We start from the raw sequence: 21,025 nt of genomic DNA, 5'->3' as shown, positions 1-21,025 counted from the left end.
ATTGACTGTTGAGCACTAAACCACTGACTATTAACTATTGACTGTTGAGCGTTAATTCTTGACTCATGACTTCTACTTTACAATTTATCAACATACCTCCAAAAATAGACCAGCCTCCAAAAGGTCTAATTGTGACTTTACATGGGTGGGGAGCAAATGCTGAGGATGTGGCATATCTTTTACCTTTTTTTAGGTTACCTGAGTATCAATTCATATTTCCTAATGCGCCGTATCCTTATCCTTATTCTGCTATAGGAAGAGCTTGGTATGACCTGCAAACGGAAAATTTGTATCAAGGATTGTTAGAAAGTCGCCAACAGCTAATAGATTGGTTGAAATCTTTAGAAAGTAGCACGGGTGTGCCTTTATCTCGCACAATTTTGAGTGGTTTTTCTCAAGGTGGCGCAATGACTTTGGATGTGGGAGTCACGCTACCTCTGGCTGGGTTAATTTCCATGAGTGGATATTTACATCCGGTTGCAAAAAAAGATGAAACACAAAATGATTCTTCTTCAAACATCTCCACAAATGCACCTCTACCTCCAGTTTTAATTATGCATGGCACACAAGATACAGTTGTGCCACTGCAAGCAGCAGTTATAGCAAGGCAAACTCTAGAATCTTCTGGGTTCGCAGTTGACTACCATGAATTTGACATAGGTCATGAAATCCGTCCGGAAATGCTAGAGCTATTACGCAATTTTATAGTTGCTAATACTTAAGCACTGGATTTCTTAAACCCCACAATTTGGCTTGAATTTAAAGATTGTGTTGTTGAGATTACAAAATTTTTACAAAATCGGGTAGAAATCCTGAATAATTTCACGAAAACTACTCTTTTGAATGAGTAATATATATTGGGTGGCTGCGACGATCGCAACTAAAACCCATGCTGTTGGCGAATGCTGCAAAAGGGAGGGGCGAGGACAATGACAACTCTAAGCATTTCTAAGAAAGACATTGCTGCTATGACTCCACAAGAGGTGGAAGAATTAGCAACACGTCTAGAACAAGATAACTACAGTGGCGCTTTTGAGGGTTTGAATGATTGGCATCTCCTCCGGGCGATCGCTTTCCAACGCCCTGAGTTAGTCGAACCATACATTCATCTGTTAGATCTAGAACCATATGATGAAGCGTAACGATGCGTGGATTTTAGATTGATGATTTTGGATTGAACATCTCCAAAAAACAATGTAGAGACGCGCCATGGCGCGTCTTTATTCGGATTGTATACAATTAATATCTGGATCTGTCTATTGAAGAAGCAGAACAGCCTTAACTATTGATTCTTGACTTATGACAAATCCACTCATCCACTCATCCAAAATCCAAAATTGAAAAGATTAATCGTAGGCGTGGGCGGCGGTATAGCAGCTTATAAAATCTGTGAGGTTGTATCTACACTGTTTAAAAGTGGTGTGGAAGTGAAAGTTATTCTCACAAATTCAGCACAAAAATTTATCACGCCTTTAACTCTGGCAACGCTTTCTCGTCATCCAGCTTACACAGATGAAGCTTTTTGGCAATCCGATCGCTCTCGCCCATTACATATAGATTTGGGAGAGTGGGCAGATCTGATTTTAATTGCTCCTTTGACGGCAAATACGTTGGCAAAGTTAGTTTATGGTTTGGCTGACAATTTGCTGACAAACACTGTTTTGGCTTCTAAGTGTCCGGTACTGTTAGCCCCAGCAATGAATACTGATATGTGGGAGCAAACAGTTGTACAGAGGAACTGGCAGCAACTTTTAACAGAGCAACGATTTCATGGGATCGGAACAGGATCGGGATTGCTGGCATGCGATCGCGTTGGGGCGGGTAGAATGGCAGAACCTTGGGAGATTGCCGCTTACGTCCAATCGTTGCTACATACTGCAGGGCAAACAGATTTAGCAGGAAAGCAGGTTTTGATTAGTGCTGGTGGAACGCGAGAGTATCTCGATCCAGTCAGATTTATTGGCAATCCTTCTACTGGAAAAATGGGGTTAGCGTTAGCACAAGCAGCACTTCACCGAGGCGCAAATGTGACGCTGGTACACGGTTCGGCTAGTTGGGATATTCCTTTGGGCGTTAAGGCAATTCCTGTTGTGAGTGCCGAAGAAATGCGATCGCATATGGTGAGGTGTTTGCCAAATGCAGATGTTATTATTATGTCAGCAGCAGTAGCAGATGTTAAGCCAAGAGATTACAGTCAAGAGAAATTAGCAAAGAAAGAGCTTCCTGAAGCCTTACCTCTAGAACCCGTACCGGATATTGTTGCTGAATTAGCACAACTCAAACAACCCCATCAGCGTTTAATTGGATTTGCAGCACAAACAGGGGATATAGTCAAGCCAGCATTAGAGAAATTAAACAGGAAAAATTTAGATGCGATCGTCGCTAATCCAATCGATGAACCGGGGAGTGGGTTTGGTGGTGACAGCAATCAAGCCATTTTTTTAGATAAGCAAGGACGACAGTTGGAGATTCCTCCTTGTTCCAAATTACAAATGGCTCATCATATTTTTGATTTATTGCAAAGCAACTAGTAGTTTATCAGCTTATTAAAATGAATGTGGTGAACTATTAGAGATGTATCGGTAGGGAAGGAGCATCCCAATTTTGGAAAAATACCTAGCGAATAGAATTCGCGGCTATATAAGAGGATGTTTTAAAAGTTTTGGTCTCATATAATTCGCGACTATACAAACGCTCGTCCGCCTACGCGGACTAACGAGAAATTAAGGTTTTGAAACCCACGTAGGTGGGTTTCGCTTGTATAGTCGAGGCAGTGCGTTGCGGGGGTTTCCCCCGTTGTAGCACCTGCCGTGCGATTTCTAATCGCTAGAACTAGTATAAATTAGAACTTTACAAACATCCTCTGAGATATAGTGGTAAAAAGTGTTGTATTTATAGCTAAGCTCTACAAAAACTAAAAGCTTATAAATAGGAGGTTTTAGATGACACAAGCTTTAAGAAAGCCAATAACAATTAGGGATTTTCTGGAATGGTATCCAGAAAACTCAAGTAAACGATATGAACTACACAATGGAGCAATTGTTGAAATGGCACAGCCTATAGGGAAGCATGAAGTCATTATAGGTTTTTTAATACGTTTGCTAACGCTTGAATATGACCGATTAAATTTCCCTTATTTCATTCCTAAAACAGCATTAATTCAGTCCCCTAGTAGCGAATCCTGTTATTCCCCTGATGTACTACTGTTAAACCTTCCAGCCTTGGCATTGGAACAGTTATGGGAACAATATTCAACCGTCGAGCTAGCTGATTCAATTCCTTTAGTTATTGAAGTTGTCAGCACTAACTGGCGCGATGACTATCATAAAAAGCTTGGTGAATATGAAGACATAGGAATAAAAGAATATTGGATAGTAGATTATTTGGGGCTAGGTGGTCAAAAATTTATTGGCAATCCAAAACAGCCAACGATTTCTGTTTATCAATTAGTAGGTGAAGAATATCAAGTTCGACTGTTTAGAGATAATGACCGCATTGTGTCGCTAGCTTTCCCAGAATTGAATGTGACTGCTGAACAAATTTTTCAAGCTGGAGGGCAATTAACGTTTAGATAAGTAATCTTTTAGCTGAAAGGAAGTAGTAGACTACATCTTGTGGAGTGGGCGTTCTTAATATGTCCCATAGAGATTCTACAGATAGGCTGCAAGATCCCCGACTTCTTTGAGAAGTGGGGGATCTGAGGTATCTGAGCCAACTTAACCCGCAAGATTAATTTAGCAAACTACTGAATTATTAAGCGGTATACCACTCAGGAGAACGTGTTGCGACAGGAGATTCACTATAGGTAGTACCATCCATTGTCCAAACCTTGTTCTCGCCTGTTTGATAATTCCGCCAGAAGATGTCAGATTTGCCATCTCCATTGACATCAGAAATACTAGCTTTCCAAGCAGCACCAGGGCTTTGAGTTTGTAGAGAAACGTCACTGGTTACAGTTGCACCATCCATTGTCCAAACTTTATTCTCGCCCGTTTCTTCGTTGTACCAGAAGATATCGGTATTGCCATTGCCGTCGAAATCACCAATTAAAGACTTCCAACCAGAACCAGCAAGTGTAGGTAAGGCAGCATCAGTGACAACGTTTCCATCATCGAATAGCCAAACTTTGTTCTCTCCAGTTGCAGTATTGCGCCAGACAATATCAGTCTCGAAAGTCTGAAGACCAAAGTTAAAATCGCCAAAGCTAGCAATTTCCCATTCTGTACCCAGAGTAGGCGCTACAGATGCAGAGGCAGTTGTACCATTCATAGACCAAATGATATTCTCGCCGGTTGTATTATTGCGCCACAAAATGTCTGTATTGGTATCACCGTTGAAAAAGCCTGCTTTAGCTGTCCAATTTGTATCAAAAGTCTCTAAAGCAGCTTCAGATATGACACTGGTGCCATCCATCAACCAAGCTTTGTTTTCGCCTGTTTGAGTGTTGCGCCAGAAAATATCAGTTTTGCTGTCGCCGTTAAAATCAACAAGGGTAGGACTCCATCCACCAGTTAACGGCGTTAGAGGAGCCTCGGAGACAATTGTTGTCCCATCCATGACCCAAATAGTGCTTTCGCCTGTTTGAGAATTGTGTATGAGGAGATCGGTTTTGTTATCAGCATTGAAATCAGCAATATTCAATGTTGCGCCAGGAACCAATGTTTTAAGAGAAGCTTCAGCAAGAATATTGCTACCATCCATCAACCAAAGAGCGGTTTCTCCAGTCTGAGTGTTATACCAGAGCTTATCGTTCTTCCCATCACCATTAAAATCAGCAAAAATTGCGGAACTGGTCATGAGGGGATTGGCGTTTTTCGATGGAGTAAGAATGTTATCGGGTATTAATCCTGATTCCAAAGATGATTCTGAAGAGCCATAAAAACTCTGAGTATTTAAATCGTTTGTTACGCCAACATATTGGTTGCTTTGGCTGTCATTAATAGGGGAGGTATTAGAAATATTTGTCTTGATAGTTGTATCGAGAGATCCCGTCATGATGTTTCGTTATTATTAGTGTTCATCCATTTTTTAACCCATTTTTTTTATCACTTATGTTAATCGTTAACAGATTCAATGTATTTTTCATTTTTTCTTTTGTTCTCAAAATGTTAGTAAAAAACGAAGATTATAGTTAGTTTTTATGGTTTAAATGTTATGTGTTAACATTTTAGTGTGTTTATTTTTTATATTATAAAAACACTAAATTTTGAAATATATGTAGTGGGCATTGCCCATCCTAGATTTTTAAATATGAAATATTTATTGCAGATTTATTGGGGAGCATCCCAATTTGGAAAAAACACGCTTGTGATTGGAAATCACGGCTATACAAGCGCTCGTCCGCAAGACAAGGACTGAATACGAAATCCACGTAGGTGGACTTTGTTTGTATAGCAAGAGAATTCTATTCTTGCAGACTTTTGCAAATTTGGGATGATCCCATTTATTGTGCAATTAAAAGATAATAAAAATGTTTAATAGCAATACAATCACTAATATCATGTCCGCTTAATTAATTATAATTCCCAAATTTACCCCACCCGCCTAACGACACTCTCCCCTAGCTAACTTGCTCTCGTGTAACCAAAAAACGTAGTTTACCGGAGTCAACCATAAAATGATTGTTTTCCTTCTCCTCTGTGAGCGCTTTATCTAGAGCGACGGTACAATAGTCAAAAAGTAGGCAAAAAACCCGGTTTCTCGCTGTCGGAAAGCTTGATATCTCGTATACTTAGGGTCTGCTGAAAAAGTCTACAAAGTAAATTTAGAAGCTGCTCAGCTTGAAAAATAGTCAGTTCATCGCTGAGTTTTCAAATTTTCCCAAGGATTTTCCACAAAAAGTGCAAGGATTTTCAGACTCTAAATGCTATTTTCTTGCACTTTTTTTGGAGAAAAAAGCTGAAAACCCTTATCTAGTCTAGCTTATAATCTAATTCAGCAAGCCCTACTTAACTCGAAGAAACCGGGTTTTCGGGATTAATGTAACGCTTTTAGCCTTAACTGAACCGTATTGGGACACTGCCCACCAACATTAAAAGGTGGGCAGTGCCCACCCTACTATAATTAGATAAGCTGAGAAGAAAGTGAGATTAAAGAGTAGGAATATACTGTTGCTTTTCAGGAACAGTTGTGTATTCAGCTACAATTTGCCGGAATTCTTCACCGTCAATGGTTTCTTTCTCAATCAGTAAATCTACCAATCTATCCATGACAGTACGATTATCCCGTACAATCTTTTTCGATGATTGGTAGCACTCGTCTACAATGACGCGAACTTGACCATCAATCCGAGCGGCAATGGATTCTGAATATTCAGATCTGGTCATCCAATCACGACCTAAGAAAACCTCTCCTGTTTGACTTTCTAAGGACACTGGACCTAAGTCAGACATTCCAAATCGTGTCACCATTTGCCTTGCCATTCCGGTGACTTGTTGCAAGTCGCCGCCTGCACCAGTGGTAACTTCAGCAGCACCAAAGATGATGTCTTCTGCAGCACGACCACCCAGAGCACCAGTAATTCTGGCTTTGAGTTGCGATCGCGTAATCAGCCCTTGATCTTCACTAGGAATAAACCAGGTTAAACCTTGTGCTTGTCCCCGTGGAATCAGGGTCACCTTTTGGACTGGATCGTGGTCTTTCAGCAATGTACCTACGATCGCGTGTCCTATTTCGTGATAGGCAATCAAACGCTTGCTCTTGCTATCCACTAATGGTGTACCTTCCATACCAGCTACAACCCGGTCTACAGCATCATCAATTTCTGCATTGGTGATGGCATCTTTACGGCGTCTTGCGGTAAGAATAGCCGCTTCGTTGAGCAAGTTAGCTAAGTCTGCACCAGTAAATCCAGGACAGCGACGGGCAATAGCTTCTAAAGAAACGCTTGGGTCTAGTTTCTTGTTGCGGGCGTGGACTTTTAAAATTTCCAAACGTCCTTTGATGTCGGGCGCATCCACAATCACTTGTCTATCAAAACGTCCTGGACGCAACAGGGCTGCGTCTAATACATCAGGACGGTTTGTCGCAGCAATAATAATGATACCAGTGTTACCCTCAAAACCATCCATTTCGGTCAGCAATTGGTTGAGGGTTTGCTCGCGTTCATCATTTCCACCACCGATTCCCGCACCTCGCTGACGTCCTACGGCGTCAATTTCATCAATAAAGATGATACAAGGAGCATTATCTTTGGCTTTTTTAAACAGATCGCGGACTCGAGAAGCACCGACCCCAACAAACATTTCGACAAATTCCGAACCAGAAATGCTAAAGAACGGTACGCCAGCTTCACCTGCGATCGCTTTTGCCAACAGTGTTTTACCTGTTCCTGGAGGTCCAACTAGCAGCACTCCTTTGGGAATGCGTGCGCCAACTGCAGTAAATTTCTCTGGCTGTTTCAGGAAGGTGACAACTTCTTGCAGTTCCTCTTTAGCTTCTTCAATACCGGCAACATCATCAAATTTGATTCCGGTTTTTGCCTCCATTTGGAAGCGTGCTCTTGATTTACCGAAGTTCATCGCTTGTCCGGGACCACCTGGTAGGTTGCTAGAACGGCGGAACAGGAAAAACAAACCGGTAATCAATAAGACAGGAAAAACAAGATTACCCAACAGTCCCCAAATTGCTCCATCATTTCGCATGGGGTGAGCATCAAAACTCACTCCTTTATCTTTAAGTTTTCTAATCAACTCAGGAGCATTGGATGGTAAGTCTACCCGCACTCTCTGTACGCGGTTATCCAATTCTGGATCGACAGCTTCCACAATTGCCGTTCTACCGCCTTCATATAAATCAACGCCAGTCACCCGATTGGCGTCTAAATATTCTAGAAAGCGACCATAAGTCATGCGAGTACTGGCTGTGTTCTTACTTAGGTCAGTTGGAGCACCGGAAAATGCACCTTGCCAGAAGAAAAAGCCAATTACCAATGCTGGCAATGTCCAGAGTACTAGAACTCTCCAGGAAAATTTCATTTTTGTTTGCCTCTAGATAGTGCAGCAGCCCAAAAATAGAGCTTTTAAATCGTGTTTTTATATTTATGTGTCACAGCGAGAGCTCCCCACCAACTTTGGTGAGTTGCAAGAACTGAGACAACATTAATAATCTTAATTAAATTTAACTTAATTTTGGTCTCTTGTCCTATATTGAGATGGCGTGAAACCACACTTGACTCACGACATTTCCATACAAGATCTATACCCAATGCTAAGTTCAGTCCCTTAAGTCCTTTTTTATTAAATTTCGTCAGGATCTATTCCTTGCCTACTGGTCACTGGTCACTGGTCATTTGTCATTTGTTACTGATTTACTTGACTGTGTAATGCGTAGCGTGTAAGGAAGATACTTGTCTTTTGTATAGGAACCAATCCAAATATTGTAGCTTCCTGGCAACCACTCACCGAGAATACCGGGATTTTTGTTTTCAAAATCGTCATTGCACCAAACGCCTCCAGGACCTTGAATGATTAAAGTCGTATCCTCTGGGCTTTCTACTTGCAGTTTTAAGTAGTCAAACTTATTTGTTAACTCTAACGTATGGTCTGGTTTTTCATCAAAAAATCCCGTACACGGTCCTGTGGGAGTTTCTCCTTTCCCAACCAGTTGCTTCCCTGATATGGAACCGCCACTCATACCGCGAACTGTCATCGGATCTGGAGAAACTTTATTTCCAATAATCATATCTCCGAAAATGGGAGGTGGTGTTTCTTGTTGAGCATCGGCTGTCATAGTATTTACTGAGGCGATCGCTAGTGTCGCGAGTACCAAAGAAATTCTTATTCCCAGATTTATAACTTTTGCCAGCATCTGAATTACATATGTTCTTAAGTACTTCAAGTGACGTTAATTTTACATAAGAAGTTCCCAATACGAGGGTATGTAACTCACTTTTTTACAAAAAAGTTATAAAAACGTTCCGGACTGTCAATCAACCAAAAGAAGTACTATGAACTTGCCAGATCCCCGACTTCTCAAAGAAGTCGGGGATCTAGCCAACTTAACCCATCAAAACTTCATCATTGAGACTGCTTGAAGCAAGCGGGACTTATCTAAACCAATTTGATTGAGCAGCAACCAGGATTGGATGAGATCGGGACCGTGCAAATCTCCTGTTAAACCAGCCCTGAGAGAACGCATGACCAAACCTTTTTTGACGTTTTTCTCCTTAACGACCTGCTTAATCAGTTCTTGAGCGCTAGCTTCTGTCAACTGCTGATTCTCCAAAGCGTCTACAATCCACTTGAGAGTTGCAGCAGAACCTTCTTGCTTTAATTGTGCCTGTGCTTCCTCGCTAAATTCAACTGTGTCTACAAAAAAGAGTCGCGAAATTGAGACAGCATCTGTAAGGCGAGTCAGACTCGGACCAATTAAAGTGACTAACTGTTCCAACCAAGGGCGATCGCGTCCTCTCGTTAATTGGTATCCAGCTTCTTCCCAACAGGCTATTACTAGATCTGTCAGCTTATCAACAGGCATATTGTGAATGTACTGACTGTTAATCCAGTCCAATTTTGCCCAATCAAATTTTGCTCCTGCTTTATTGACTCGCTCAAAGCCAAACACTTTGGCTGCTTCCTCTAAGGTGAAAAGTTCCTGAGTTGAGTCTGGGGGAGACCATCCCAACAAAGTCATGTAATTCACCAGCGCCTCAGATGTAAAACCCATTTGCTTAAAGTCAAAAATAGATGTCACTCCATCTCGCTTAGAAAGCTTGCGTCCTTCTTGGTTAAGAATCAGGGGTGCGTGAGCAAACTCTGGTACTTTAGCACCGAAAGCTTCATATATAAGTATTTGTTTGGCAGTGTTAGCAATATGGTCTTCGCCTCGAATCACATGGGTGATTTGCATATCCATGTCATCAATGACAACAGCAAAGTTGTACAGGGCTACACCGATATCATCTGCGGCTGCACGAGCAATGACCATATCACCGCCCAGATCGTTCCCCCGCCAAACCATCTTGCCACGGACTAAGTCGTTCCAAACAATTTCGCGATCGTCATCAATTTTGAACCGAATGACAAAGTTGCGCCCTTCTGCTTTAAAAGCTGCTTCTTGTTCTGGTGTGAGATTTCGGTGACGATTATCGTAACGGGGAGCTTCTCCTCTGGCTTTCTGCGCTTCTCTGAGTGCTTCCAATTCTTCTGAGGTGGTATAGCAGCGATAAGCCAATCCCTTATCTAAAAGTGTTTTGACTGCTTGTTTGTATATTTCCAAACGCTCAGTTTGAAAAAATGGTCCTTCATCCCAGGTCAGCCCCAGCCAGCGCAATCCCTCCAGGATATTATCTGTATATTCGGGACGCGATCGCTCGACATCTGTATCTTCTATCCGCAGGATAAATTGACCGCCATGGTGGCGGGCGAACAACCAATTAAAGACGGCTGTCCTTGCTGTACCAATGTGTAAATTCCCAGTTGGGCTGGGAGCAATACGGACTCTAACAGTCACAGGAATTTCTCTCTTTATCTAACGCACAACTTTGTAGCTTATACCACTATAAAAAACAAGCGCTGATTCCAAATTACTTTCAATTTAGTACTCAGCACTTGTTTCTTGTATAATTTAACGGGACTGACGGGGCTCGAACCCGCAACTTCCGCCGTGACAGGGCGGTGCTCTAACCAATTGAACTACAGTCCCTTGTTTTTTCTCACTTTATTAATTATGCCTAACAGCTAGCCAGTTGTCAAGGGATTTTGGATTTTGGATTTTGGATTTTGGATTTTGGATTGAGAAAGCTTTGTATAGACTTGATTTTAACCTTACTTAGATCTTACACCAACTCCAAAAACCAAGTACGAGTGCAAACGTATAATCTGTAATCCTTGATTTTTCGTTCAGAAACTCGGTTTTTTACTTGTTAAGATATGGTGATCTCGCGTGTGCGTAGCACGAAAGGGATGTATCTCGTTTTTGTAAATTGCCCTTAGAATAGAATTCTAGGGCTATACAAACAAAGCCTGCCTGCGCAGGCTAAGAAGTAGTGATTGCCTTGCGGATTTTGTTTGTATAGCCGCAATTACGAATATCGCTTGATATTTTTACACTCATTGGGATGCTCCTGACGAAAGTAGCATGAGAGGCATAGTCTTCAGTATCGCATTTGCAAAGCGTGTCGCGATAGCAACGAGAGCGTCTCCGTAAGGAGATCCCCAAAGAGTGCAAGATGTAAGTAGCATTCGTAAACAATGATTGTAACAATCAAGCGGTTTGTTGGGGTGATACCGATTTGAGTAAAGTAATCGTGCGTTGTAAATCTTTTTGACTCAGTTTCTGTAACTGTGCGAAAAGATCGGCATAGGTGGCTCGCTCGTGATCGCTTAAACTGTTACCATAGATTGAGATGATGGAGTCAAAGTCTTGTTGGCTGGTGTTATGCCGATTAATAGATTCAATCAGTTTATCCAGCAATTTATTGTAAAGATCTAGCTTGAGTGAATCTAATTCAAACATTTTCAATAATATATTAAAGCTTTGAGGGTCTTTAGCACTTTTAGCTAAAAGGACTTGTCGATCAAGATCGTTAGTTTGGTATTCATAGTCAATCAATTGCTGTCTTTCTTGAATTTCAACATTATTTTCTGCCTGTTTTTTTATGTTTTTCAGAGTATTTTCTTGTTCTAATTTGATAGCTTCTTCATAGTTCCCATCTTTTGACATGAGTTTTATGAGTAGGGGAAAAACCTCAATCGCGATTAATAAAAATTCAACACCATGAATAGCTAAACCCGCTGTAGGATTATGATGTTTTATTTTTTCTCTGGTAGCAAATCGATTCAAAAAACCATCGCTATCTTTGCGAATATTTGATTCGCGATCGTATTTTTGGTTGATCTGCTCTATCTCTGGCTGAATTCTTTGCTCCTCTTTTACTTTAGCGACTTCTTCTTTGGCAATATCATCTTCAATTTTCTTAATACTTTCTTTGATAGATTTCGCTGCAGCACCTTCACCTTCTTTACCAGAGCCAATTTTTCCTTGAATTTCCTCAATCAATTCATCTTGTTTAGCAGTCTTATTTTTCTTTAGTTCTTGAATTCTACTTTCAATTTTTTCTAGCTCGACTTTAACTTTGTTGATTTCATTTTTTTTCGCTTCTTGTTGTACTTTTTCTACCTTGACAAAATCTTGTTCGATTTGGGCATTAATTTCTTTCTCGAATATTTTTAAAGTTAACGGTGTACTAATTATCACACCAATCGCAATCGAGAGTAATAATCGAGGGGATGCAACAACTAATTTTTGAAAGAAATTAGGTTGCTTACCAGATTTAGGAGACATATTGATTAACATCGCTCGATCAATATTTAAAATCATGGCTCCCCAGAGAATACCAAAACCAACTGACAAATTAATTGCCTTAACAGCGGTAAAAAAGGCGTAGCCACCAGAACAACTAGCTAGTAGAGCGGTAAAAATAACGGAAGTACCGATACTGACGTATTTTTTACGTTCTCGCTCAAATTCAGGTTTTTTAAGGAGCTTGAAATCCGCAGCCGCACAGAAACTAATCAAAAATTCCTCAACTTTATCTTTTTTATCTTTAAATGATTGAGGATTAATTATGCTTGATGTTTGCTGCTGTTGAGATTTACGATATATAGAGCGAGCAGATTTGCGTCCAAAGTTGCTACGGTGATAGATATTCATAGGTAAACTCAAAATTCTACACAAATTGAATTTGTTAATTTGCTATTCTGTTTCAGAAATAGAATGACTGTTATAGCAATCCTATTTAAGTTACAAACAACTACATGATTTAGTAGGAGTGGTGCTTTCTGTCCATTCCAAGAATAGTTTCTGGTTAATTAAGGATTGCTATATTTAGTTATCTGAAAGAAGAGCAATAAATTCTGCAAAACAAAGATTTAATTTTTAACTTGGAGATTGACAAGCTACAATTAAAGACAATACTACAATAACCTCAATCTATAATGCATAAGATTAGAATCTATTGTTTAAGTTAATTTCAATCTATTTTTGCCAATTGTTGGCTTGTTCTTGTAGTTGTTGTAAATTCAAGTTAAGACTGATGGCGCGAGCCGAAAAAATATCGACTGCAGTAAGTTCTCGATCGCCAGATCTAAACTTGACCTTGAAGATTTCATAGAGTCCATGATGAGAATATTTCATAGTCTTTAATAACTCACCAGCTAGATTCCAAAATTGCAATTCTCCTGTTTCATTTCCAGTTAATAAGACTTCTCCATCTTGACTAAATGTTAGGGTGGCTATACCAGTTGCTGCATCCAAAGTACGGATGAATTTACCATGATACGACCAAAGTGTAACTTTTGATAGCTTATCTTTAGTCTTACTAGCGATCGCAGGAAGAGTGATTTGACTACTTAATTGACCTTCTTTCATTATTTGGTTTACGGCTGTTTGGGCTTGTTTTAATACCTCTAATTGGCTCCCAGCCCTCAACAATAATTCTGCATGATTAGTCAAGGATTTAATATTATGACTTACTGCTAATTGTCTTTGACTTTCTGCTTGCTTCCAGAGTGTAGAAACAATAACTATAACGACTGTTAAACCACCTAAAATCGATAGCTGTAAATATTTTTTAGCTCTCACATCCTGTTCTTGTTTTGCTAAACTACAGCGAATAAAATCTTTCTCTAAGGGAGTAACTTGGGAGGAATAGGTTGTTTGCAACCAATCTAGAGCTTTATCTAAAGCTTTACCTCGAATTAATCCGCCTTCATCTCGATCGCTTTTTACCCATTGGTTGACAGAATGTCTTAACTGTTCTTGCCATTTACGAAAATCTCCGTCAATTTCTATCCATGTTCAAAATTTTACTTAAAGCAGATCGATTTAACCAATCGTTCACAAACTTTGATAAAGTAGCGGCGGCTTGTTTGTACTCTGACACTAGAGCAGCATATCGAACATTAGTTATTTGATTGGGTATGTATTGAATTCTACTTCCGCCCAAACGATGACAGGTATCGTGCCAAATTTGATATATATGTACTAAATCAAGAGTGGGTGCTAGTGCTAATTTGCTGATTCCGCTAGCAACAGGGCGTTGACCATCTGGACTGATTTCCCAATTGACATCAAATCCAGTAGCAAAATCTCCATCGAGTTTGAGTACGAGTAGTATTTTCACGATCGCGTTGATTTAGATTTCTGTTATTGCTTCATTAGCGAGACAGAGGTTTTATGCAATCCCAGTTAAATGTAAAGAAATATAACAAATCTCTCTCTTGGCATAAAAGGCTAAAGTCTGACCTGAACCCCTAATAGGTTGACTGAGTGGACTTCGACTTCGCTCACTCTTCCTACCGCCCAATCCTCTTTAAATAGAGATTATTTATACATAAATGGCTGGAAAAAATAGCGGTTTTTAATTAGACTACAAAAGTTTATCTAAACTCAATGTAAAATCTAATACTGCTTACCACAATTGAATGGTGAAGGTCAAGAACCGGAAAAGGTTTACGAAAATAACGACATCTCCCCTCAAGATACTAATGCTAAGCTCGCGATCGCTCTTCCCAAAGATGGGGTTTACGTAGTCAAAGCCAAAACTTTTCAACCCGGAGAAACTGGCGACTACCAAATCAAAGCCACCATTGAATAATATCACAGTGTATAAATAGGCGATCGCAGATAAGCCTAGCAATGTAAACGAATGTTGAGACGGGTATAACGACTAACAGCCCTAATGCCAAGTTGTGTTTATTAACGCCGATTGACTTACCATGAATAAATATATTTTGTTAACCTCTGTTTCAATTTTTTCAGCTATTTCCTTAACAATTTCTAGTTGCAATAATAACCTACTCGGTTCAAGTGTTGCTGAATCAGAACAACCTACTATTGTCTCCAGCAGTCAGTTATCAAAGATAGAAGCATCACCCGATCCCCCAACCGAGACAGCAGAAAAGACTCAGTTTACTTGTGGTACTACTTTTAACGAGCAATTAAAGCAAAAAGTACCAACCACGATCGCGTGGAAATCCTCAGATAAACGTGCGATTGTCCAATGGGTAAAACCGATGGACAATTATTGGACACCAGAAAAACGTTGCAATGAAGTTTCACGGCGAATGCAAGAAGCAGATGAAGCAGGAACTTTAAAATTTTTAACTAATGGCAAGATGAATGGTCAAAAGGTCATTTGTACGGCTATTGAAGTTAATGGTGATTGTAAAAATCTAGTAATGACTCTTCGCCCCCAGGACAAAGCATTATTGTTTTTAACTGAACTTAAAGATATCTTCAATGGTCGTTCCGCAGGTCCGATCCAACATAATTCTGGTGAAACTCAAATATATATTGAAATTGATTTGAAAGAAATCTGGAAGAATGCGCCGAGGCTTGAGTAGAAGGTAACGGGGTGATATCAAGTCCGAGCGATTGCTATCAATTATTGCTGGCAGAACCTATGATACTAATAGTTTGATCACTCGATCTCGTACTAAATCCAGCACAACAACGTTTATTTTATCGCGGAGCAGTCAATCGAGGTCAAAAAATCGATTTTCCCATGCCAAGTGGAATAACATCTTTAATTCTAGTTCTTGATGTCAAATCAACCAAAATTCCCCAAGAAGTAGATGTTCTCATTCAAGTTTATCCTTACGAACATAATGAGTTGCCCGATGGAGTAAGATTAACCATTAGTGACGATACAGAAACAGCAATGACAGCTACTTCTAGATTGGGAGATAATTGGATTCAATTGAATTTTACGGCAGTATTTGACGAAGAATTTAGCGCTACAGTCAGTTTAGGAGAGGCAGAAGTCGTGAAAAAATTTGCTATCTAAACTTTTTTAGTTATAGCAGTTCTCAATAGAGTATAATACAGGACTTACGCAAAATACCTCCCCAACTCCTATTCCTCCGTGTCCTCTGCGCCTCTGCGGTTTTATTTTTCCTTCACTTGTGCGTAAGTCCTAACATAATTATCCCTCGTCATCTACAGACAAAAATAGTTATGCCAATCTCCAATTCGTGTATTACTATTGCCATCAACAGATACACTCCCGTTGAAAGTAGGTTCTATGAGTAGACGAGGACTCAATATTACTCGGATAAGAATTTTTGTGGGTTGGGAAAACTCTTGGAGAAACTCAACAAATGCTTGTAAATGTTGGGTTTCGTTCCTCAACCCAACCTACGTATTTTCTGATTTTTACGCAAAACCTACGCAGTATTGGACGAGGACTTACCTAATCCAATGTTAAGCGATGCAGGATTTGGGGTTGCATCAGTTTGTACTGTTGTTTCAGCAACTCTTTACTTAGCGCAGCAGCAGAAGAAGGGGGTAAGCACTGACTCTGCTCTGTCCAGTTTTTGAGTAACTGTCTCTGGAGAGTCTCAATATGACAACTAATAACACTTGCACATGAGTAGGGCGCTTCCAAAGTAAAGAAAATCAAAGGATAGCGTTCGCGATCGGCTAAGGAATTGACTATTTTATAATTTTGCACCTTTTGCATATCCAAATAGCACGGTAGCCATTTTGGACCCAGTTCTTTGTTATGAAGCAGTGTCACCCATAAAAGCATTGGGTGAGGAGATCTAACAAAGATAAATTGGTTGTAACGAGTCGAAAATGCATAGCTGTTGATTTGGTGTTTGGGCATCATCAGCAACAGGGCGGTTACAATTCCCGCTCCAGTCTCGAGAAGATGGGGAAAAACAATTTCCTGAATCGGTTTGTCTTTGGGCCACTCAAGTATTTTACAAGCTTGTTCTACTGCTGGAGTTAATCCAGAACTGGAGGTGGGGGCGTGAGGGGGGGAGTGTTTCACCTTGTCTCCGATTCCTGCTACTTCGAGACTGTCCAAGACTTTAATAACAGCCGTCAGATTTTGAGGGCGATCGCTTGGTGCTTTCGCAAGACAACCCATAATTAAACTATTCAGTTCTTTTGGCAGTTTTAGATTGGGCTTAATATCTGTGATGTTTCGCGGTTTTTCAAAGTGATGAGCTTTATACCAAGCACCAAAAAAGTCACTTTCTGGTTGCCAAGGTTTTTCACCTGTAAGCATCTCAAACATCATCACTCCTAAACTGTAAATATCAGAGCGATTATCTAACTCATCAGCCTCTAATTGTTCGGGAGAGCAATAAGGTAAAGTCCCATGAAATCCCTTCGTTGTTGTACGTATTGAATTTGAATAGTTTAAAAATTTAGCAATACCAAAATCCAGAATTTTTACCAATTGACCCAAGATAGGATCTGGAAGAACTAATATATTTGCTGGCTTAATGTCTCTATGTACCAAAGGGTAAACTTTACCATCAATTTCCATGCCATTATGAGCGCACTGCAAGCCCAAACAAATTTGACGGCAAAGTGCAAGAAACATTGGCAAAGACATGGGAATTAAATCCTTTAATGTATTGCCTAATAGATACTCCATGACATAAAAGGGCTTCCCATCCTTATTCACTCCATAGTCTGTGACTCTTACAATATGTATGGTTTTTTGACTTAAAGCAGCACAAATACGAGCTTCACGTGCAAAATCCTGTTCCATCTTTGGCTCTGAAACAGTTTGAGACAAAAACTTAATAGCAACCGGTATTCCTCCTAGCAAAACATCATCTGCTAGAAAAACTTCACCCATACCTCCTCTGCCAATAAAATGTTTTAATTGATAACGATTGGCGAGCAACCCTATATTGGCTGGAGATGCAAATGCGCTTTTTTTCACTCTTACAACCTCCGAAACATACGATATATATAACTATGTGATATATTCATATTACCCACTTTATGAAAGTCATATATTTAACGGCATACTAAAAAATGTAAAAATTTATCAAATAACTTAATCATCCATTTTTTTACATCTAATTTTTGTTCTTGTCGATTGACAGCTAATCTTTGCAGTATATCGGGCTTCATTTTTTCATATTGTAATTTCAATTCCTTTTTATTCTCTTGACAGGAAAATCCTAAAGTTAATTTTTGAGCGTTTTCTAACCAATCTATCAACTGCTGACGTTGGGAAGCGGAGATTGATAAAGTCATAACATAAGAACAAACAGAGGGTTCTTCTAGAGAAAAAAATAGTAAATGATAATAGCCAGTATCAGCTAAAAGCCGTATTATCTTTTGACTTCTATTATCCTTAAAATCTAAACAATAAGATAACCAACGTGTTAGTTCAAACTTCCCATCGCATAAGACTGTTACCCATAACAGCATGGGATGTAAATCTTTGGAATAAATAAATTCCGTACCATTTATTTCATTTAAAAACTTTGTTATCTCTTTCTTAGGTAGCATTGCCCAAAAAGTTGCTATACTTCCTTGCTGAGTTTGGAGGAGATGAGGAAAACAAATAGCTGCTATTGGTTTGTTTTTAGGCCATGTTTTCTCCAAGCAAGCTTTTTCTGACAATGATGTTACGGGTATTAATTGTACTGGAGAAGGAGATTTAGGCGTTTTATCTTGCTCGATACCATCATTTATCTTTCGTTGAATCTTCTCTAAAGCTTCTAATACTTGATTGATACTTTGGGGACGAGCATTAACCTCTTTCGCCAAACAATTCATCACTAATTTTTTTAATTCTGGTGGTATTTTGACCTGAGGAAGCATCTCCTCAAAAGGTGGCGGTGGTTGAAACCGATGAGCTTGATACCAATTGCCAAACGATTGAGCCTTTGTGCTAAACGGGTGTTTTCCCGTAAGCATCTCGTACATCAAAACTCCCAAACTGTAAATATCTGAACGCACATCTAGTAGTTTGCGTCCTTCCATATGTTCTGGGGAACAGTAAGGAAGACTTCCAACAAATGAATCAGTCAGCGTTAGCCCAGAACGCTCTGTTAAAAACTTTGCAATGCCAAAATCAAGAATTTTTACGATTAAGTTAGATTTTGCATCTTCAGTAATAAATATATTTTCAGGTTTAATATCTCGATGGATAACAGGATAAATATCTCCTTTATAACTCACTCCTTGATGAGCACATTGCAAACCCAAACATATTTGATAACAAAGTTCTACAAAATCTGCTATCATCAATTTTTTAGTTTTTAAAATATCCTTTAAATTTTTACCTTGGAGATACTCCATTACATAAAATGGTACTTGATTATCGGTAACACCATAACTTAATACACGCACAATATGTTTACTTTTACGCCCTAATTGAGCACCAATAAAAATTTCTCTAGCAAAGCGTTGAGACATTTGCTGATTTACCAAACTTAAAGATAAAACTTTCACCGCAACTGGCATACCGCCTTTTGCTGCATCCTCCGCAAGGTAAACTTTGCCCATACCGCCTCTACCGATCACATCTTTGATGAGATAGCGATTGTTTAAAAAATGTCCGATATATCCATCTACATCTGTTTTGGTCATTACCACTTTTTTAACCTTGATTTGTTCCTATCAAAATAATATTTTTAAAAAAGAGTCAGTTTGAAAATGGCAGAGCCTCTCTTAATCATCAATTGTATTTAAAGTAATGTTAAAAGTTTTTATAGAAACTCTAAACATAGATAAAATTTCATAAAGATTAAGATAAAAAAATGATAAATTTTTGTAAAATACTCAGTAAAAATCTTTTAATTCTTATTTAACATATTTAGAAAAAAATGCATATAAGAAGATACACGGAAACAAAAGATAGAATATATTGACGTTATTCAGCCGCTCAGTAAAAGTACTGGTCACTGGTCACTGAAAAAGACGGCGGATGAGCCTAACGATGGGTGCTTCCATTTTTAGCTTGAAGGCTAGTATCTGGGTTTGTTGAAGCGGATTAAAATTATTGTCGCTGACTAAAATAAGCGATCGCTGTCCATCTGGTAATTTGGAACCAAGGGTTAAACCTTCAATATTATCTAAAGCTAAATTTAGTTTTCTTAAATCAAAAAGCAGTTTTTTCTGAACAGGTTTGATATTTTTAATGTCAACAGTTGCAAGGCTCTCTGTCTTGCTAATATCATCAGCACCTTCTATGGAAACTTGGTATATTGCAATAGAAAAACCCAAGCCAGTAAAAGTTCTTTCGATACTGAGGAAGTTTCCATAATTATCCAGAGCAATTAAATCTGTTAAACCACTATCAAATCTGGGAGAAAGATTAAAAAGAGGTGCGATCGCTTCAGTTAGGTAAAGAAATTCTTTGTCGGGTTTTTTCGTTAGAAGATTGTATTGTAAAATTCGGCAAGGACTGCTGATTTTTGGTTTAGGCTCTGAACCATCTTGAAAAAGAGCATTTTCAGTTGCGGTAAACAAGTACTTCGCATCTGGGGTCATGGTAAGAGACTCAAAAGCTAAGTTATTCCGGATTCCTCGTTTACCACTTTTTTCTGGTAAAAATTTATTGGGAATGGGTAGAGATGTCAGTTCTTGACCGGAAGATAGTGAAAATTCTTTAATAAAAGGGTTTATTTGTTGCCTGACATCGCCTTCAGAAGAAATAAATACAGTATCATTACTACTTAAAGTAATTCCTTCTGTATCCAGGCTTCCATTCGAAAAAGTTTGTTTGGCTTCATTTAAGAGTGTGGTGACACCAACAGGAACTACACCTCCATTTTTTAACAGTCCATTACCAAGCTCGATTTTTAATGTGTAAAAGCGAGCAGGTGCTTTATCGCTACGGTCATCAGATATAGTGTAGAAGAGTTGCTTTTTAGGATCGTAAGTGATACCTGAAAACCCTCCCATCGGAGTCTTTTGGAAAGAGAAGCTCGTGGGAAAACTAGCAGAACCTATAAAATCTATTCCTGTTATTGGAACAAATGGTGCGGGAAAATCTATGAAAAATATAGCAATAATGAGAATTGGAATAATCAGAAAAAGAATTGTTGGAAATTTAAATAATTTCTTAACAAATTGCGTCATGGTTAATGGCTTTTAGTTATAAGAATTCTATTCGATTATTGCAATATTAGGTAGGGTGTAGCCCTGTCAAGGTGGCTAACGTCATTCAAGTTCCAAATAATACAACCTCTGCTCTTCTCTTTGCGTCTTTGCGGTTTAAAAAGATTTTTTAACCACAAAGACGCAAAGAGCACGAAGG

16 protein-coding genes, 1 tRNA gene and 1 pseudogene are annotated in these 21,025 nt (G+C 39.2%); 7 read left to right on the top strand and 11 right to left on the bottom strand.

Annotated elements, in window-relative coordinates; all coding sequences use genetic code 11:
• Nucleotides 1-65: 65 nt before the first annotated feature.
• From WA1_RS46315 to WA1_RS46300, 4 genes are all read left to right on the top strand, one after another.
• Complete coding sequence (locus WA1_RS46315) at nt 66-722, top strand: alpha/beta hydrolase (RefSeq protein WP_017744884.1); 657 nt, start codon at nt 66-68, stop codon at nt 720-722.
• A gap of 207 nt (nt 723-929) precedes the next feature.
• Nucleotides 930-1,142, top strand: coding sequence for a protein IsiD (gene isiD / locus WA1_RS46310; RefSeq protein ID WP_017744883.1), 213 nt, complete (start codon nt 930-932; stop codon nt 1,140-1,142).
• Between the two features lie 150 nt (nt 1,143-1,292).
• Complete coding sequence (gene coaBC / locus WA1_RS46305) at nt 1,293-2,531, top strand: bifunctional phosphopantothenoylcysteine decarboxylase/phosphopantothenate--cysteine ligase CoaBC (protein WP_017744882.1); 1,239 nt, start codon at nt 1,293-1,295, stop codon at nt 2,529-2,531.
• A gap of 411 nt (nt 2,532-2,942) precedes the next feature.
• On the top strand, nt 2,943-3,575 hold the full coding sequence (locus tag WA1_RS46300) for a Uma2 family endonuclease (RefSeq protein WP_017744881.1): 633 nt from the start codon (nt 2,943-2,945) through the stop codon (nt 3,573-3,575).
• 178 nt (nt 3,576-3,753) lie between these two features.
• Here WA1_RS46300 and WA1_RS46295 read toward each other — a convergent pair whose 3' ends face one another.
• From WA1_RS46295 to WA1_RS46260, 8 genes are all read right to left on the bottom strand, one after another.
• Nucleotides 3,754-4,995 (bottom strand): FG-GAP repeat domain-containing protein, encoded by a 1,242-nt coding sequence (locus tag WA1_RS46295; RefSeq protein ID WP_017744880.1) that lies wholly within the window; start codon nt 4,993-4,995, stop codon nt 3,754-3,756.
• Between the two features lie 1,094 nt (nt 4,996-6,089).
• The gene (gene ftsH2, locus WA1_RS46290; RefSeq protein ID WP_017744879.1) at nt 6,090-7,976 is read right to left on the bottom strand and encodes an ATP-dependent zinc metalloprotease FtsH2; all 1,887 of its coding nucleotides are present in this window, start codon (nt 7,974-7,976) and stop codon (nt 6,090-6,092) included.
• A 310-nt stretch (nt 7,977-8,286) separates the two neighbouring features.
• A complete protein-coding gene (locus tag WA1_RS46285) occupies nt 8,287-8,808 on the bottom strand; it encodes a hypothetical protein (protein ID WP_017744878.1) in 522 nt (173 codons plus the stop codon).
• Nucleotides 8,809-9,006: 198 nt separating this feature from the next.
• The gene (gene gltX / locus WA1_RS46280) at nt 9,007-10,452 is read right to left on the bottom strand and encodes a glutamate--tRNA ligase (RefSeq protein ID WP_017744877.1); all 1,446 of its coding nucleotides are present in this window, start codon (nt 10,450-10,452) and stop codon (nt 9,007-9,009) included.
• A 118-nt stretch (nt 10,453-10,570) separates the two neighbouring features.
• Nucleotides 10,571-10,644: transfer RNA gene (locus WA1_RS46275), tRNA-Asp, on the bottom strand.
• A gap of 561 nt (nt 10,645-11,205) precedes the next feature.
• Nucleotides 11,206-12,654, bottom strand: coding sequence for a DUF4407 domain-containing protein (locus WA1_RS46270; protein WP_017744876.1), 1,449 nt, complete (start codon nt 12,652-12,654; stop codon nt 11,206-11,208).
• A gap of 324 nt (nt 12,655-12,978) precedes the next feature.
• Nucleotides 12,979-13,665: a hypothetical protein gene (locus WA1_RS46265; protein WP_017744875.1), complete on the bottom strand. Its 687-nt coding sequence runs from the start codon at nt 13,663-13,665 to the stop codon at nt 12,979-12,981.
• A 118-nt stretch (nt 13,666-13,783) separates the two neighbouring features.
• Nucleotides 13,784-14,125, bottom strand: coding sequence for a hypothetical protein (locus tag WA1_RS46260; RefSeq protein WP_017744874.1), 342 nt, complete (start codon nt 14,123-14,125; stop codon nt 13,784-13,786).
• Between the two features lie 297 nt (nt 14,126-14,422).
• Here WA1_RS46260 and WA1_RS57810 point away from each other — a divergent pair, with 297 nt between their 5' ends.
• From WA1_RS57810 to WA1_RS46250, 3 genes and pseudogenes are all read left to right on the top strand, one after another.
• Nucleotides 14,423-14,599: a hypothetical protein gene (locus WA1_RS57810; protein ID WP_017744873.1), complete on the top strand. Its 177-nt coding sequence runs from the start codon at nt 14,423-14,425 to the stop codon at nt 14,597-14,599.
• A 121-nt stretch (nt 14,600-14,720) separates the two neighbouring features.
• Nucleotides 14,721-15,347 carry a COP23 domain-containing protein gene (locus WA1_RS46255; protein WP_017744872.1) on the top strand — a complete coding sequence of 209 codons (627 nt, stop codon included), beginning with the start codon at nt 14,721-14,723 and terminating at the stop codon, nt 15,345-15,347.
• A gap of 140 nt (nt 15,348-15,487) precedes the next feature.
• Nucleotides 15,488-15,790: pseudogene (locus WA1_RS46250) on the top strand (DUF1822 family protein); the annotation flags it as partial.
• A 405-nt stretch (nt 15,791-16,195) separates the two neighbouring features.
• Here WA1_RS46250 and WA1_RS46245 read toward each other — a convergent pair.
• The 3 genes from WA1_RS46245 to WA1_RS46235 all read right to left on the bottom strand — a co-directional run bounded on the left by WA1_RS46245 (nt 16,196) and on the right by WA1_RS46235 (nt 20,847).
• Entirely contained in the window at nt 16,196-17,689 is a 1,494-nt protein-coding gene (locus tag WA1_RS46245) for a serine/threonine protein kinase (protein WP_017744870.1), read from the bottom strand.
• Between the two features lie 77 nt (nt 17,690-17,766).
• A complete protein-coding gene (locus WA1_RS46240) occupies nt 17,767-19,353 on the bottom strand; it encodes a serine/threonine protein kinase (RefSeq protein ID WP_017744869.1) in 1,587 nt (528 codons plus the stop codon).
• Between the two features lie 318 nt (nt 19,354-19,671).
• Complete coding sequence (locus WA1_RS46235) at nt 19,672-20,847, bottom strand: esterase-like activity of phytase family protein (RefSeq protein ID WP_017744868.1); 1,176 nt, start codon at nt 20,845-20,847, stop codon at nt 19,672-19,674.
• Nucleotides 20,848-21,025: the final 178 nt, after the last annotated feature.

It is taken from the genome of Scytonema hofmannii PCC 7110 (genome assembly GCF_000346485.2).
In the GTDB taxonomy this organism is placed as follows: domain Bacteria; phylum Cyanobacteriota; class Cyanobacteriia; order Cyanobacteriales; family Nostocaceae; genus Scytonema; species Scytonema hofmannii.
Note: the sequence above shows the minus strand (reverse complement) of the source record. Positions and strands in the feature narration are given on the sequence as shown.